The sequence below is a fragment of the Pseudarthrobacter sp. PvP090 genome, from assembly GCF_040547365.1.
GTDB lineage: Bacteria > Actinomycetota > Actinomycetes > Actinomycetales > Micrococcaceae > Arthrobacter.
Genome location: NZ_JBEPPO010000011.1, coordinates 89,880 through 105,317, shown reverse-complemented (window position 1 = coordinate 105,317; position 15,438 = coordinate 89,880). Strand labels below are relative to the sequence as shown.

Annotated in this window: 14 protein-coding genes and 1 tRNA gene; all 15 read left to right on the top strand. The window is 68.5% G+C overall.

The annotated features are described in order from the left end of the window. Positions 1 to 405, top strand: a complete 405-nt coding sequence (locus tag ABIC21_RS14065; RefSeq protein ID WP_354351003.1) for a cytidine deaminase — start codon at positions 1 to 3, stop codon at positions 403 to 405. Further along, entirely contained in the window at positions 402 to 1,733 is a 1,332-nt protein-coding gene (locus ABIC21_RS14060; protein WP_354351002.1) for a thymidine phosphorylase, read from the top strand. The genes ABIC21_RS14065 and ABIC21_RS14060 overlap by 4 nt, the downstream gene beginning before the upstream one ends. 127 nt (positions 1,734 to 1,860) lie before the next feature. Then, complete coding sequence (locus ABIC21_RS14055; protein WP_354351001.1) at positions 1,861 to 2,499, top strand: DedA family protein; 639 nt, start codon at positions 1,861 to 1,863, stop codon at positions 2,497 to 2,499. 110 nt (positions 2,500 to 2,609) lie between these two features. Further along, a complete protein-coding gene (locus ABIC21_RS14050) occupies positions 2,610 to 3,377 on the top strand; it encodes a DedA family protein (protein WP_354351000.1) in 768 nt (255 codons plus the stop codon). A gap of 70 nt (positions 3,378 to 3,447) precedes the next feature. Next, a complete protein-coding gene (locus ABIC21_RS14045) occupies positions 3,448 to 4,605 on the top strand; it encodes an adenosine deaminase (RefSeq protein WP_354350999.1) in 1,158 nt (385 codons plus the stop codon). A 115-nt stretch (positions 4,606 to 4,720) separates the two neighbouring features. Further along, entirely contained in the window at positions 4,721 to 5,356 is a 636-nt protein-coding gene (locus ABIC21_RS14040) for a MazG nucleotide pyrophosphohydrolase domain-containing protein (protein WP_354351069.1), read from the top strand. A 158-nt stretch (positions 5,357 to 5,514) separates the two neighbouring features. Beyond that, the gene (eno, locus tag ABIC21_RS14035; protein WP_354350998.1) at positions 5,515 to 6,795 is read left to right on the top strand and encodes a phosphopyruvate hydratase; all 1,281 of its coding nucleotides are present in this window, start codon (positions 5,515 to 5,517) and stop codon (positions 6,793 to 6,795) included. A gap of 196 nt (positions 6,796 to 6,991) precedes the next feature. After that, the gene (locus ABIC21_RS14030; RefSeq protein WP_354350997.1) at positions 6,992 to 7,774 is read left to right on the top strand and encodes an FtsB family cell division protein; all 783 of its coding nucleotides are present in this window, start codon (positions 6,992 to 6,994) and stop codon (positions 7,772 to 7,774) included. Between the two features lie 99 nt (positions 7,775 to 7,873). After that, positions 7,874 to 8,572 (top strand): DUF501 domain-containing protein, encoded by a 699-nt coding sequence (locus ABIC21_RS14025; protein ID WP_502936004.1) that lies wholly within the window; start codon positions 7,874 to 7,876, stop codon positions 8,570 to 8,572. Next, entirely contained in the window at positions 8,569 to 9,516 is a 948-nt protein-coding gene (locus ABIC21_RS14020) for a Ppx/GppA phosphatase family protein (RefSeq protein WP_354350996.1), read from the top strand. Before ABIC21_RS14025 ends, ABIC21_RS14020 begins: the two co-directional genes overlap by 4 nt. A gap of 163 nt (positions 9,517 to 9,679) precedes the next feature. Next, positions 9,680 to 11,068: a S8 family serine peptidase gene (locus ABIC21_RS14015; RefSeq protein ID WP_354350995.1), complete on the top strand. Its 1,389-nt coding sequence runs from the start codon at positions 9,680 to 9,682 to the stop codon at positions 11,066 to 11,068. A gap of 38 nt (positions 11,069 to 11,106) precedes the next feature. Then, positions 11,107 to 12,576 carry an NAD(P)/FAD-dependent oxidoreductase gene (locus ABIC21_RS14010; RefSeq protein WP_354350994.1) on the top strand — a complete coding sequence of 490 codons (1,470 nt, stop codon included), beginning with the start codon at positions 11,107 to 11,109 and terminating at the stop codon, positions 12,574 to 12,576. Between the two features lie 123 nt (positions 12,577 to 12,699). Further along, positions 12,700 to 13,647, top strand: coding sequence for an N-acetyltransferase (locus tag ABIC21_RS14005; protein ID WP_354350993.1), 948 nt, complete (start codon positions 12,700 to 12,702; stop codon positions 13,645 to 13,647). Positions 13,648 to 13,679: 32 nt separating this feature from the next. Then, positions 13,680 to 13,753 (top strand) — tRNA-Leu (locus ABIC21_RS14000). A 177-nt stretch (positions 13,754 to 13,930) separates the two neighbouring features. Continuing rightward, on the top strand, positions 13,931 to 15,289 hold the full coding sequence (locus ABIC21_RS13995) for an ABC transporter substrate-binding protein (RefSeq protein WP_354350992.1): 1,359 nt from the start codon (positions 13,931 to 13,933) through the stop codon (positions 15,287 to 15,289). Positions 15,290 to 15,438 lie beyond the last annotated feature (149 nt).

Below are 15,438 nucleotides of genomic sequence, written 5' to 3'. Positions count from 1 at the left end.
ATGGACAGCATCAACGTCGACTGGGCAGCACTCGAAGCCGCGGCGGTCGCCGCCATGAAAAACGCCTACGCGCCGTACTCGAAGTTCGCGGTGGGGGCAGCAGCCCTCACCGCGGACGGCCGGATTGTGAGCGGCTGCAATGTCGAAAACGCCAGCTACGGGCTGACCCTGTGCGCCGAGTGCGCGCTCGTCGGCAATCTGCACATGACCGGAGGCGGCCTGCTCCGGGCCTTCTACTGCGTCGATGCCGCCGGCAACGTCCTCATGCCCTGCGGACGCTGCCGGCAGCTGCTCTACGAATTCCGCGCTCCCGACATGGAGCTTATGACCACGCAGGGAATCAAGACCATGGACCAGGTCCTTCCCGATGCCTTTGGCCCCCAACACCTGGAGCAAGCCCAATGACCCAACCGACTCAAACCCCCAAGCTGACCGAAGCGTTTGACGCCGTCGACATCATCCGCATCAAGCGGGACAAGGGCGTGCTCAGCCCCGCCCAGATCGACTGGACGATCGACGCGTACACCCGCGGCGCGATCGCCGACGAGCAGATGGCCGCCCTGAACATGGCCATCCTGCTCAACGGCATGGACCGGGCCGAAATCTCGCGCTGGACGGCGGCCATGATCGCCTCCGGTGAGCGGATGGACTTCTCCAGCCTGCGCCGCGCCGACGGCAGCGTGAAGCCCACATCCGACAAGCACTCGACCGGCGGCGTGGGGGACAAGATCACCCTGCCGCTGGCACCGCTGGTCGCGGTCTTCGGCGTTGCCGTGCCGCAGCTCTCCGGCCGCGGCCTCGGCCACACCGGCGGCACCCTGGACAAGCTCGAAGCGATCCCGGGCTGGCGCGCCGCGCTGAGCAACGAGGAAATGCTGGCCCAGCTGCAGGACGTCGGCGCGGTCATCTGCGCCGCCGGCGCCGGACTGGCCCCGGCCGACAAGAAGCTCTACGCCCTGCGGGACGTCACCGGCACGGTCGAGGCCATCCCGCTGATCGCCTCCTCGATCATGAGCAAGAAGATCGCCGAAGGCACCGGTTCGCTGGTGCTGGACGTCAAGGTCGGCAGCGGCGCCTTCATGAAGGACGAGGCCCGGGCCCGCGAACTCGCCGAGACCATGGTGGCACTGGGCAAGGACGCCGGCGTCAACACGGTGGCACTGCTGACCAACATGAACACGCCGCTGGGCCTCACCGCGGGCAACGCGATCGAGGTCGAGGAATCGGTGGAGGTGCTGGCCGGGGGAGGCCCGGAAGACGTCGTCGAACTCACCGTCCGGCTCGCAGCGGAAATGCTCGCCTGCGCAGGCGTCCACGACGCCGACCCCCGTGCCGCGCTCCGGGACGGCCGGGCCATGGACGTTTGGAACCGAATGATCGAGGCGCAGGGCGGGGACCCGCGCGCCAAGCTCCCCGTCGCGCGGGAGTCCGAGGTCATCTACGCCCCGGCCGACGGTGTGTTGGTGGAACTCGACGCGATGGCCGTCGGCGTCGCCGCCTGGCGCCTCGGCGCCGGGCGGGCCCGCAAGGAGGACCAGGTCCAGGCGGGCGCCGGGGTGCGGATGCACGCCAAGCCTGGCGCCTTGGTCAAGGCCGGCGAGCCGCTGATGACGCTCCTGACGGACACCCCGGAGAAGTTCGACCGGGCCAGGGAAGCGCTGGAGCACGCCGTGGTCATTGCCCCGGAAGGCTCCCGCCCGGCGCAGCGGCTCATCATCGACCGCATCGCTTAACTGCCCGTTGCTCTGTCACTTGTGGTCGCTAAACCCGCGGGTTAGCGACCACAAGTGACAGGGCAAACCGCAGGGGGGCCGCAGTACACTGGCACGACAGCCGTCCTCCCGTTGTTGTTAGGAAACCGTGCAGGCAATCAACGACTTCATCCTGGCCGCCGCGGGGCAACCCTGGGTGCTCATCCTCGTGTTCGTGTGCTGCGTGATTGACGGCTTCTTCCCGCCCATTCCGAGCGAGTCGGTGGTCGTCGGACTTGCCGCCGTGGCCGCCACCGCCGACATTCCCAACCCGGTGTCCCTGGCGGCGGTCGCCGCCGCGGGCGCATTCCTGGGCGACAACATCGCCTACCTGATCGGCCGCCGCACCGGAACCCATCGCTGGGCCTGGATGCGCGGCCACCGCATGCAGCGGGCGTTCCGCTGGGCCGGCACTGAGCTGCGCAAACGGCCGGCGTCACTGATTCTCGTGGCGCGTTTCGTCCCGATCGGCCGGGTGGCGGTCAACCTGACGGCGGGTGCCACCCACTTCCCGCGGTCACGTTTCGTGGGGATGACGGTGCTCTCGGCGCTGCTGTGGGCGGCGTATTCCGTGGCGATCGGGCTCTTCTTCGGCCAGTGGTTCGAAGAGAACCGCCTGCTGGGCGTCACCGTCGCCATCATCTGTGCGATCGGGCTGGGGATCCTCGTGGACCTCGCCATCAGCAAGCTGCGGGGCACCCTTCCCGAGGACGCCGAACAGCCGGTCCCGCCGTCGGAGGCTTCCTGAAACCGGAGCCTGCATTGCGTCAGATTTATCGGGTCGGAACGTAGCGCATCCTTGCCGGTCATGGGACACTGAAGAGCGCTTTTCGTCACTTTCCTAGGAGCAACGCCCGCGTGGAATTCATCAATGAGGCTATACTCCATGCCGCGGGACAATGGTGGATTTACCCGATTCTCACGATCTTCTGTTTCATCGACGGTTTCGTCCCGATTCTGCCGAGTGAAACGCTGATCGTCGCGTTGGGTGCCCTGTCCGTCACGTCCGGCCAGCCGAACATGTGGTTCGTCATGCTCGCCGCCGCCATCGGGGCCATCGCCGGTGACAACATGGCCTACCTGCTGGGCCGCCACGTCGGCGTCGAGCGCTTCCGCTGGATGCGCAAACCCAAGGTCCATCGTGCCTTGACCTGGGCGCGCTATGAACTCGACAAGCGCGGCGCCATGCTGATCTTCACGGCCCGGTACATCCCGGTGGGACGCGTGGCCGTCAACTGGATTGCCGGCACTACGGCGTACCCGCGGCGCCGCTTCGTCATCCTCGACATCTTCGCCTCCATCACCTGGGTCGCTTACTCGGCCGGAGTCGGCATCATCGCCGGCAACTGGGTCCACGAGCACCCGCTGCTCGGCGTCGGCATCGCCATCGCGTTCGCCATCGTGCTCGGCATCGTGATCGACCACCTGCTGACCTGGCTGCACCGCTGGCGCGACACCCGGGGCGCCGCCGCGGCGGCCACCCGGGCCGCGACCATGGCTGCCGAGGCGAAGACAGCGCACGCTCAGACCACGCACGCCGCACCTGCTGCGTCCGCGCCCCGGCAGGCCGCCGGGACAGCACCGCTGCCGGCACAGTTGTCGGCACCGGCCGACGTCGAGGCCTGATTCCGCAGTCCGGGGCCGCCCGGCGGCTGACCGGCTGGTATTGCCGGGCCGCCAACCCTAAGGTTGGAAGGTGACTGAGATAATTCTTGACGCTACCCCTGACCTCGACTTCGACCTGAAGGGCCTCCCCAAGGTTTCCCTTCACGACCACCTGGACGGCGGACTCCGTCCGGCCACCATTATTGAACTTGCCGAAGCCGCGGGGCACACGCTGCCCTCCACCGACCCCGTCGCCCTGGGGGAGTGGTTCCGCGAATCCGCCGACTCCGGCTCGCTGGTCCGCTACCTCGAGACCTTCGACCACACCATCGCCGTGATGCAGACCAAGGAAGGCCTCTTCCGCGTCGCCAAGGAATTCGTCGAAGACCTTGCCGACGACGGCGTCGTCTACGGTGAAGTGCGCTGGGCCCCCGAACAGCACCTCCAGCAGGGCCTGAGCCTGGACGACGCGGTCGAGGCCGTGCAGGCGGGCCTCGAGGCCGGCGTCGACGCGGTGGCCGAGACCGGCCGCGATATCCAGGTCGGCCAGCTGATCACGGCCATGCGGCACGCAGACCGCGGCCAGGAAATCGCCGAACTGGCGGTCCGCCACCGCAACAACGGCGCTGTCGGCTTCGACATTGCCGGTGCCGAAGACGGCTTCCTGCCGTCCCGGTTCAAGGACGCCTTCACCTACCTGGCCCAGCACAACTTCCCGGCCACGGTCCACGCCGGGGAAGCTGCCGGACTCGAAAGCATCCAGTCCGCCCTGGTCGACGGCCGCGCCCTGCGCCTGGGCCACGGCGTCCGGATCGCCGAGGACATCACCGTTGAATTCGAGGCGGACGAAGATGCCGACGGCGACAGCGGTGAGGCCGACGACAACATCGGCATGGTCACCCTGGGCGAGCTCGCCAGCTGGGTCCGTGACCGCGGCATCGCCCTGGAGATCTGCCCCTCCTCCAACCTGCAGACCGGCGCCGTTTCCGGCTTCGGCGAGGGCATCGAAAGCCACCCGCTGGACATGCTCTACCAGCTGGGCTTCAACGTCACCATCAACACGGACAACCGGCTCATGAGCGGCGTGACCCTCACGGATGAGTTCGAACTGCTGGTCGAGACGTTCGACTACGACCTCGACGACCTGCTGGAGCTCACGCTGAACGCAGCCGAGGCCGCCTTCCTCCCGCTTGAGGAGAAGGAAGCCCTCGTCGAATACATCAATGAGGCCTACGCCGATCTTGGCTAACAAGGACTCCAATGCGCTGGGCGGGGGGCCCACGGCAGCCGGGGTCCCCGGCCGAGCTTGCGAGGTCAGGGAGCTGGTGCGGACGATTGCCGAGCTGCGCGCCCACTGCCCCTGGATGGGTGCCCTCACCCATGAGTCCCTCGTGGAATACCTCCTCGAGGAGGCCTATGAGGTGGCGGAAACCATCGAGACAGACGGCGGCGACGCCGAGCTGAAGGCCGAGCTCGGCGACGTCCTGCTCCAGGTGGTCCTGCATGCCCGGCTCGCCCAGGAGCGCGGCGCCTTCGACCTCGACGACGTCGCCCGCGGCCTGACCGCCAAAATGGTCCGGCGCAACCCGCACGTGTTCCGTCCGGACGGCTCACTGCAGGAGTCCTTCCCGGCCACGGTGGAGGAAATTGTCCAGACGTGGGACGCCGTCAAACGCTCGGAGCAGGTCCTGCACTCCGGGGCCGCCGACTCCGGCTCCGAACCCTCCCGCGCTGATCCTTCCCGGCTGGGGGCCCTCGGGGGCGTCCCCGCCGCCCTTCCGGCGCTGGCCCGGGCTCAAAAGCTCCTCGACCGCGCCGAACGGGCCGGCCTGCCGGCACTCACTGAGCCGGTTGGCGTACCCTCCTCGGAAGAGGACCTCGGGGAGCTGCTCTTCGCCATCGCCGCCGCCGCCCGGGCCCGAGGGCTCGACGCCGAACGGGCCCTCCGCGGCGCGAACCGCCGCTTCCAGGACGGCCCGCCCGCGCCGCCGTCGCCGTGATCGGCCAAAATGACGTCCGGGGACTGGATAGGTTTCTGTAACTTATCCCACTCTCGACTAGGCTGGGGGGCGACGAGGACGTCGGTTTTTCAGCTTGCTTCCCAGCTTGATTTCCCATCAGATTCCCAGCAGATCGCTTCACCCAAAGGAGCCTATCCATGGCGCTTATCGATGCCATCCACGCCCGCGAGATCCTCGATTCCCGTGGCAACCCCACCGTAGAAGTTGAAGTCCTGCTCTCGGACGGCCAGATCGGCCGTGCAGCAGTTCCCTCCGGAGCCTCCACCGGCGAGCACGAGGCCGTTGAACTCCGAGACGGCGACAAGGGCCGCTACCTCGGCAAGGGCGTCCAGAAGGCCGTCGACGCGGTCATCGACCAGATCGCCCCGGCCCTGATCGGCTTCGACGCCACCGACCAGCGCAGCATCGACCAGTCGATGATCGACCTGGACGGCACCGCCAACAAGAGCAAGCTCGGCGCCAACGCCATCCTGGGTGTGTCCCTGGCCGTCGCCAACGCGGCCGCGGCCTCCGCCGACCTGCCCCTGTACAAGTACCTCGGCGGACCGAACGCCCACGTGCTGCCCGTGCCGCTCATGAACATCCTCAATGGCGGCTCGCACGCCGACTCCGACGTCGACATCCAGGAATTCATGGTTGTCCCGCTCGGTGCCGAGACCTTCTCCGAAGGCCTGCGCTGGGGCGTCGAGGTCTACCACGCGCTCAAGGCCGTCCTGCAGGCCAAGGGCCTGTCCACCGGACTGGGCGACGAAGGCGGCTTCGCACCGAACCTGCCGTCCAACCGCGCAGCCCTGGACCTCATCCAGGAAGCCATCCGGAACGCCGGCTACACCCCGGGCCAGGACATCGCCCTCGCCCTGGACGTGGCCTCCTCCGAGTTCTTCAAGGACGGCGCCTACCAGTTCGAAGGCAAGTCCCTCAGCTCCACCGAGATGAGCGCCTACTACGCCGAGCTCGTCGCCGACTACCCGCTGGTTTCCATCGAGGACCCGCTGGACGAAAACGACTGGGAGGGCTGGAAGACCCTCACCGACGCCATCGGCGACAAGGTTCAGATCGTCGGCGACGACCTCTTTGTCACGAACCCGGAGCGCCTGCAGACCGGCATCGATTCGCGGACCGCCAACTCGCTGCTGGTGAAGGTCAACCAGATCGGTTCCCTGACCGAAACCCTGGACGCCGTCTCCCTCGCCCAGCGCGCGGGGTACACCACCATCACCTCGCACCGCTCCGGCGAAACCGAGGACACCACGATCGCTGACATCGCCGTTGCCACCAACGCGGGCCAGATCAAGACCGGTGCCCCGGCCCGCTCCGAGCGCGTTGCCAAGTACAACCAGCTGCTGCGCATCGAAGAGGAACTCGACGACGCCGCACGCTACGCCGGCAGGAGCGCCTTCCCGCGTTTCAAGGGCTAGTAACCGCACGAACCGGGAACCGGTGGCTATGGTGGAAAGACCATGGCCACCGGTTCCTTTTTGGCACGTCTCTTTTGGCTTCGCCAGTGGCGCCGCGCAGCCGGCTCCGTGTCGTTGCCGGTCCTGGCCACGGGGACCAGCACTGAACAGCAAGCCGCAAGCCAGCCCGGTGGGAACCGGGCATTACAGGAGTGACATGGCTACCCGCCGACCCAAGGTTCCCCGGGCCACGCCTGCGGCCCCGAAGTCTCCGGAGACCGGCGACGGCGGCGACGTCATCCAGGCTGATTTCGGTTCCCGCGGGTCCCAGACGCACACGCCCGGCAGCGGCGCACGGACCCCCGGCAGGGCAACCGGCCAGCACGCCGGCAACACCGGCGCGGCACGGCCGGCCGGATCCCCGCCGGCCGCAACTCCGAAGAGCCCGGCCCCGTCGGCGGCCGTCAAGTCCGGCACCGCGAAGTACACAGCCCCGCCGGAGCCCGGAAAGTCACGCACCGCCGCAAAGGGTGCCGCCACACAGGCCAGGCCGGGCAGAGCAAAACAGTCCACGGAGGGCACCGCGCCCGCGGCGGAGAACCTCGACCCGGTCCCTGCCAAGGCCTTCTCCGGCCGCATGCTGGCGCTGTTCGTCGTCATGATTGCCATCACCATCATGCTGGCGCCCACGGTCAAGATTTTCTTCGAAAAGCGGGCCGAAATCGCCGCGCTCCAGGCGGATATTTCCGACAAGCAGGCCCAGCAGGACGAGCTCAGGCGGCAGGTCTCCCGGTGGCAGGATCCGAACTACGTGAAACAACAGGCCCGGGACCGCATTAACATGGTTATGCCCGGCGAGACGGGCTACTGGGTCTTCGGCAGCGATCTTCCTGCCGGTTCCGCCAGTGGCGCGGCCGGTGCAGGATCAGCGCAAGACCCGGCCGAGCTGCCCTGGGTTGACTCCCTCTGGGACTCCATCCGGCGCTCGGCAACAGACTAGAAGCGGCGCCCGCCGCAGGATTGTCCGCCGGACAAACCAGACAGGGCAGGAAGGTGCCGCCCCGTGGACCAGAACCGAGTGGACGAGACCCCCGCGGCAGTGAAGCCGAGCGCAGAGACGCCGGAGCCGGCCCGCTCCGTGGCGGAGTCCCGCCGGCCCTCGCCGCGCGACCTCGATGTCCTGAGCCGGCAGCTGGGGCGGCCGGTGCGTGACGTCGTTGAAATCCCCGCCCGCTGCGTCTGCGGCAACCCGCTGGTGGCGGCCACCTCCCCGCGGCTGAGCAATGGAACGCCCTTCCCCACGACTTTCTACCTCACGCACCCGGTCATCACGTCCGCGGTGTCGCGGCTCGAGGCGGCCGGCCTGATGAACGAGATGAACGAGCGGCTCGGCGGGGACGAGGCCCTGGCCGCGGACTACCGCGCCGCCCACGAGGCCTATCTGGCGTCGCGCGCGGAGATCGGCGCCAGGTCCGGGATCGGCGCGGTGCCCGAAATCGACGGCATTTCCGCCGGCGGAATGCCCACCCGCGTCAAGTGCCTGCACGTGCTGGTGGGCCATTCACTCGCGGCCGGACCGGGTGTGAACCCGCTCGGCGACGAGGCCATCGCAGCCATCGGCGACTGGTGGACCACGGACCGCTGCTACTGCGACGGCGCCTGGGACACCGGCGGCGAAGCGCCCTCTCAAGACCTCAGCAGGCACGGACCACAGGGACTTCCGGCGATCGTGGGACGGCAGGCCCCGGTCCGGAAACCGCGCACCGGGAATCCCGACGCCAGCGGGGCCGGCCAGTGACCCGCGTGGCCGCCGTCGACTGCGGCACCAACTCAATCCGCCTGCTCATCGCCGACTCGGCTACGGACGGCGCGGCGCCCCGGCTGAAGGACGTGGTGCGCGAAATGCGGGTCGTCCGGCTCGGCCAGGGCGTGGACGCCACCGGCGAGCTCGCCCAGGAGGCCCTGGACCGGACCTTTGCCGCCGCGGCGGACTACGCCGGGCAAATTCACGGACACGGGGCCACCAAGGTGCGTTTCGTCGCGACCTCGGCCACGCGCGACGCCCGCAACAGGCAGGTCTTCGTGGACGGCATCCGCGAGCTCCTCGGCGTCGAACCCGAGGTCATCACCGGGGACGAGGAAGCTGCCCTGTCCTTCGCCGGCGCCAGCAGCGTACTGCCCTCCCGCGGCGCGGACCCCGTCCTCGTGGTGGACCTCGGCGGCGGCAGCACGGAGTTCGTGCTGGGCGACGCCGACGGCGTCATCGCCGCCAAATCCGTCGACATTGGCTGTGTCCGGATGACCGAACGCCACCTGCGCAGCGACCCTCCCACGCCAGACCAGATCGCCGCCGCGGAGGCCGACGTCGACGCCGCCCTCGAGCTGGCGGCCCGGACGGTTCCGCTGGACCGCAGCGCCGCCGTCGTCGGGGTCGCCGGTTCCATCACCACCATCACGGCCCACGCGCTCGCGCTGCCGGAGTACTCCGCCGCGGCAATCCACGGCACTGAACTGCCGCTCGACGCCGTGCGCCGCGCCTGCACGGAACTGCTGGAGATGTCCCACGCCGAACGTGCCGCCCTGCCCTACATGCACCCGGGCCGGGTGGACGTGATCGGAGCAGGCGCCCTCGTCTGGCGGCGCGTCCTCGAAAGGCTGGCCGGGGTGACAGGCGGCAGGGTCGCGTCGGCGGTCACCAGCGAACACGATATTCTTGACGGAATTGCCCTGAGCATCAGTTAGGCCGCAGGACATCAGCTGGGCACGCAGGCCGGCCGGGCTGCGTGCCTGCCGGACGCTCCGTCAGCCGCGGCCCGATCCGCACTTCCCCGCACAGAGCCCGCCCGGCCGTCCCCAGCGCCACCAGAGCCACAGCGCCATCAGCTGTCCCGCCGATAGGACCCGAATGACCAGAGCAACAGCCCGGCGCCGCCGGACCGCCTCCGCGTTGGTGGCCTTCGCCCTTGCGGGCATCACTTTTGCGGCGCCCCTTACCGCCGCCCCCGCCGCGCACGCCGACACCTGGCGCGACAGGGAATACTGGCTCGAGGAATCCGGAATCACCAAGGCCTGGGAGGTCTCCAAGGGCGCCAACGTCAAGGTTGCTGTGATCGACAGCGGCGTGGACGGCCAGCACCCTGACCTGGCCGGCGTGTTGGCTGGCGGCGTCGACGTCTCCGGCGCCGGGAGCGCGGACGGACAAGAGAGCATCGGCGCGAAGCCCGAGCACGGGACCCTGGTAGCCACCATGCTGGCAGGCCGCGGCCACCAGCCCGCCGATTCAACGGCCAAGCCCAGCCCCAGCGCGGGCCCGTCCGCGGCGCCGGACGGAATTGTCGGGGTAGCCCCCGAGGCGCAGCTGTTGTCCGTGTCCACCTGGCTCGGATCCGTGAACCCCGGCGGCAAAAGCGATCAGGACCAGATACCCCAGGCCGTCCGCTGGGCTGTCGACAACGGCGCCCGCGTCATCAACATTTCGCTGGGCAGCACCTCGCCGGAATGGCCGCAAAGCTGGGATGCGGCCTTCCTGTACGCCGAACAGAAGGACGTGGTGATCGTCGCCGCCGCGGGCAACCGCGGGGGAGGGAACGTCCAGGTCGGGGCCCCGGCCACCATTCCCGGGGTCCTGACCGTCGCCGGGCTCGACCGCAGGGGAACCGCCAGCATCGATTCCTCATCCCAGGGCATCAGCATCGGTGTCGCGGCCCCCGCGGAGAACCTGCTCGGGGGCCTGCCCGGCGGCGGCTACGCGGAGTGGGCCGGCACCTCGGGCGCCACCCCCATCGTGGCCGGCGTCGCGGCCCTGATCCGCTCCAAATGGCCGGAAATGACGGCCAGCCAGGTCATCAACAGAATCGTCAGCACCGCCAGGGACGCCGGCGCCGCGGGGAAGGACCCGCTGTACGGTTTCGGGATCCTCGACGCCGAGGCGGCCCTGAAGGCCGACGTTCCGGAAACCCGGACCAATCCGCTGGGTTCGATCTCCGACTGGATCAGGGTCCACCGGCGGGGCAACCTGGCCACGTCGCCGGCCGCCCCCTCAGCGGTCCCCTCCAGCGCGGCCCCCACCCTGCCGGAGGCCACCGTTCCGGTCGCAGAGCCCCCGTCCGGGCTGGACGCCGCCGTGCCGGCCCTGGTCGTGCTGGGTTTCGGCGGACTGTTCCTGTGCATCGTGGGGGCCGCCGTCTTCCAGCTCCGGCGCGCCGTACGGCCGGCCCCGCCGGGAGGCCCCGGCGGCCCGGCAGCGACGGACACCGGAGCCCTGGATTCGGCGGATTCCAGCGGGAAACCCTAGTTAGTGAAGTTTTTCACAAACTACGGTATTCTTGGGGAATGGCATCCTCCCCTCAGCTCCAGGACCGTCCCAGGGTACTCGTCGTCGGCGGCGGGTACGTCGGCCTGTACGTAGCCCTTAAACTGCAGAAGAAGATCGCGAATGCCGGTGGCATCGTCACCGTCGTTGATCCTCTGCCCTACATGACCTACCAGCCCTTCCTCCCCGAGGTTGCCGGCGGCAACATCGAGGCACGCCACGCCGTCGTCTCGCACCGCCAGCACCTCAAGCAGACCGAGCTCATCCAGGGCCGCGTCACGTCGATCGACCACGCCAACCGCACCGCTGTGGTGGCCCCGGCCGACGGCGGCGAGAACTTCGAGGTCCCGTACTTCGACGTCGTCGTGGCCGCAGGCGCTATCACCCGCACCTTCCCGATCAAGGGCCTCGCGGACAAGGGCATCGGCCTCAAGACCATCGAGGAAGCCGTGGCCCTGCGCAACAAGGTCCTCGACCGGATCGAAGCCGGCTCGCTCATGACGGATCCGGCCGAACGCGCCCGCGCCCTGACCTTCGTTGTGGTCGGCGGCGGCTTCGCCGGCATCGAGTGCATCACCGAAATGGAAGATCTCGCCCGCGCCGCGGTCAAGAACAACCCCCGCGTCAAGCAGGAGGAAGTCCGCTTCGTCCTGGTAGAGGCCATGGGACGCATCATGCCCGAGGTGACCGCCAGCCAGGCTGAGTGGGTCGTCGAGCACCTGCGCAGCCGCGGCATCGAGGTCCTGCTCAACACCTCGCTGGACAGCGCCGAAGGCTCCCTGAAGCTCATCAACCTCCCGGACAAGAGCGCGGCCCAGGAATTCCAGGCCGACACCCTGGTCTGGACTGCCGGCGTGCAGGCGAACCCGATGGTCCGTTCCACCGATTTCCCGCTCGAGCCGCGCGGCCGCGTCCGTGTCCTCGCGGACCTGCGCATCTCCGGCGACGAAGGCATCATCGACAACGCCTGGTCTGCCGGCGACGTCGCGGCGGTCCCGGACCTCACGGGCAACGGCCTGCCGGACGGCACCTGCGTCCCGAACGCCCAGCACGCGCTGCGCCAGGCCAAGCTCCTCGCCAAGAACCTGTGGGCCTCCCGCTGGGACAAGCCGCTCAAGGACTACAAGCACAAAAACCTGGGCGCCGTGGCCGGTTTCGGCGAGTGGAAGGGTGTGGCCAACATCAACCTGCTGGGCCGCATCGGCCTCAAGGGCCCGCTGGCCTGGCTGGCACACCGCGGCTACCACGGCCTGGCCATGCCGACCGTGGAACGCAAGATCCGGGTCATCTTCGGCTGGATCCTGGCCTTCTTCATGGGCCGCGACACCACCCAGCTGATCGACCTGGACAACCCGCGCGGCGCCTTCGTTGCCGCGGCGGCACCGGCTCCCAAGCCGGCCGCGGCACCCGCCGCCCCCGCCGCGGAGAAGCCGGCGGCAGAAGCCGGCAAGACTGCGAACAAGGAAGCCGTTTCGGCCGACTCCAAGTAGCCTGCAGCAGCCTTCGACGGCGGCCGTTCCCTTGCGGGGGAGCGGCCGCCGTCGTCGTTAACGCGGACGCAGTTCCCGGCAGCCTGCCGGGGGACGGCCGGGGCGGCGTCCTAGACTGGCTTCATGACCGCTGAAAAGGACCTCCACACCCTGCTGGCCACCATGCACCCGGAACTCCGGGAGGGCGAGTTCGTCTACGTCCTGTGGCCGCACGGCCGTCCCCTCGCCGGGGCAATCGCCGCAGCCGTCCGTGAAGCGGAAGGCCTGACGGTGGTCCTGCCGCGGGCCGAAGCGGACAGCCTCGGCCTGTCCTACGACTTCGTCGGCGCCTGGATCACGCTCCAGGTGCACTCCTCGCTGGAGGCCATCGGCCTGACGGCCGCCGTGAGCGCCGCCCTGACCGAAGCCAGGATCAGCTGTAATGTCCTGGCCGGCTTCCACCATGACCACCTCCTGGTCCCGGTCGCGGACGCTGACCGGGCGCTCGAGGTGCTGCACGAACTGGTCGACGCCAGCGGGGAGCACAGGCCCGCTCCGGAGCTGGTGCTGCGCAGCGAGCAGCCCGCAGACCGGCCTGCCATCCTTGCCCTCACGGCCGCGGCCTTTGCCGTCTCACCGGTCACCGGGCTGCCCGTCGAGGGCGAGCCCGAAGAGGTGCAGCTCCTGGCGGCGCTCTTCGACTGCGAGGAATACCTGCCGGAGTTCAGTATCGTCGCGGAGCTCGACGGCGGGATCGTCGGCCACGCGATCAGCACCCGTGGCCGGGTGGGGGAGCTGGAGCTCCTGGGCCTGGGTCCCATCGGCGTGGTCCCGCGGCTGCAGCGCCACGGCATCGGCACCGCGCTCATGAAGGAAACGATTCTCCGGGCCAACGCCGCGGGGGAGCGCGGCATCGCGCTCCTGGGCGACCCGGAGTACTACTCGCGCTTCGGCTTCGTGGCCTCGACCTCCCTGGGCGTCGAAGCCCCCGACCCGGCCTGGGGCGGGCACTTCCAGCTCCTTCCGCTGGCCGTCTGGCCCGGCGGCGTCAGCGGGACATTCCGCTACGCCAAGCCGTTCGGCATCGACTAGCCGGCTGCCGGACGGGATACCATGGACCGGGCGCCCCAGTAGCCCAATTGGCAGAGGCAGCGGACTTAAAATCCGCGTGTTGTGGGTTCGAGTCCCACCTGGGGCACACGTCGTGGCGCCCGCCGTTCGGGCCGGCAGATTTCCTCTATGCAACGAGTGTTATAAGGATGTGACCGTAGTCACTTTGGATCGGGCCGGAATTGCACTAGCTTGAAGTTAAATCAGGAACACCTGATCATTCGCATCAAAGGCCGTTCGCACCTTTAGATCGAGGAGATTGTAAATGACTTCACTCCCCCAGGTGGCGCCCCGCATCGCTAAGCTCACAGCGCTTAGCATCGGCGTCGCCCTTCTGGCTACGGCTTGTGGTGGCACGTCCACCCCGACGTCGACCGGAACCGGATCCGCTTCCGCTAACGCCGCAGGCATCGCATGCCCGGCCCCCAGCGCTGGAGCTGGAGCCGGCACCTCAGCCGCGACCAACGGCGGCACGGTTCCCGCCTCCACCGGCACCACTGACACCGCCCTGAAGATCGGCTCGCTCCTGCCGACCACCGGGTCGCTGGCCTTCCTCGGCCCGCCCGAAATCGCGGGTGTCAACCTTGGCATCAAGGAGATCAACGATGCCGGCGGCGTGCTGGGCAAGCCTGTAGAGGTCATCCACCGCGACTCCGGTGACACCAAGACCGACATTGCCACGCAGTCCACAACGGCGCTGCTGGGCCAGGGCGTCGGTGCCATCATCGGTGCCGCATCCTCCGGCGTGTCCAAGACCGTCATCAACCAGATCACCGGCGCGGGCGTCATCCAGTTCTCCCCGGCCAACACCTCGCCGGACTTCACCGACTGGGACGACAAGGGCCTCTACTGGCGCACCGCCCCCTCGGACGTGCTCCAGGGCAAGGTCCTCGGCAACTACATGGCCACCTGTGGCGCCCAGACCGTTGGCATGATCGTACTGAACGACGCTTACGGAACCGGCCTTGCGAAGAACGTGAAGGCCGCGTTTGAGGCAGCAGGCGGCAAGGTTGTTGCAGAGGAACTCTTCAATGAAGGGGATTCCCAGTTCAGCAGCCAGGTTGACAAGGTCATCGCCGCGAAGCCGGATGCCATTGCCCTGATCACTTTCGACCAGGCCAAGAGCATCGTTCCGCTGATGACGGGCAAGGGCGTCAAGCCCACCCAGATGTTCCTCGTGGACGGCAACATGTCCGACTACAGCAAGGACTTCCAGGCCGGCACCCTGAAGGGCGCCCAGGGCACCATCCCGGGCACCTTCGCCAAGGAAGACTTCAAGAAGAAGCTCCTGGCCATCGATCCCGCGCTGAAGGACTACAGCTACGCAGGCGAGTCCTACGACGCCGTGAACCTCATCGCACTGGCCTCCGAGGCCGCCAAGAGCACCAAGGGCGTCGACATCGCCACGCAGCTCAAGGCAGTCTCTGAGACCGGCGAAAAGTGCAGCGACTTCCCGTCCTGCGTCACCCTGCTCCGCAACGGCAAGGACATCGACTACGACGGCCAGTCCGGCCCCGTAACGTTCTCCGAAGCCGGTGACCCGACGGAAGCCTACGTCGGCATCTACGAGTTCCAGGATGACAACACCTACAAGGCATCCAAGGAAGAGTTCGGCAAGCTGTAAGCCCGCCCTTCCCCAGCCACCAGGAGGCCCCCGTCCACTCCGGACGGGGGTCTCTTGTGTGTGTGGGGGTGGGCCCACGGGGCAGGGTTCCCTGCCGGAGCGTGCGAGGGGAGGGGTCGCCGGGTGGGCCCACGGGGCAGGGTTCCCTG

What these genes read in the sequence shown, in the direction of transcription:
- ABIC21_RS14065 (WP_354351003.1), top strand. Translation starts at nt 1, where the DNA reads ATGGACAGCATCAACGTCGACTGGGCAGCACTCGAAGCCGCGGCGGTC.
- ABIC21_RS14060 (WP_354351002.1), top strand. Translation starts at nt 402, where the DNA reads ATGACCCAACCGACTCAAACCCCCAAGCTGACCGAAGCGTTTGACGCC.
- ABIC21_RS14040 (WP_354351069.1), top strand. Translation starts at nt 4,721, where the DNA reads ATGGGTGCCCTCACCCATGAGTCCCTCGTGGAATACCTCCTCGAGGAG.
- eno (WP_354350998.1), top strand. Translation starts at nt 5,515, where the DNA reads ATGGCGCTTATCGATGCCATCCACGCCCGCGAGATCCTCGATTCCCGT.
- ABIC21_RS14030 (WP_354350997.1), top strand. Translation starts at nt 6,992, where the DNA reads ATGGCTACCCGCCGACCCAAGGTTCCCCGGGCCACGCCTGCGGCCCCG.
- ABIC21_RS14015 (WP_354350995.1), top strand. Translation starts at nt 9,680, where the DNA reads ATGACCAGAGCAACAGCCCGGCGCCGCCGGACCGCCTCCGCGTTGGTG.
- ABIC21_RS14010 (WP_354350994.1), top strand. Translation starts at nt 11,107, where the DNA reads ATGGCATCCTCCCCTCAGCTCCAGGACCGTCCCAGGGTACTCGTCGTC.
- ABIC21_RS14005 (WP_354350993.1), top strand. Translation starts at nt 12,700, where the DNA reads ATGACCGCTGAAAAGGACCTCCACACCCTGCTGGCCACCATGCACCCG.
- ABIC21_RS13995 (WP_354350992.1), top strand. Translation starts at nt 13,931, where the DNA reads ATGACTTCACTCCCCCAGGTGGCGCCCCGCATCGCTAAGCTCACAGCG.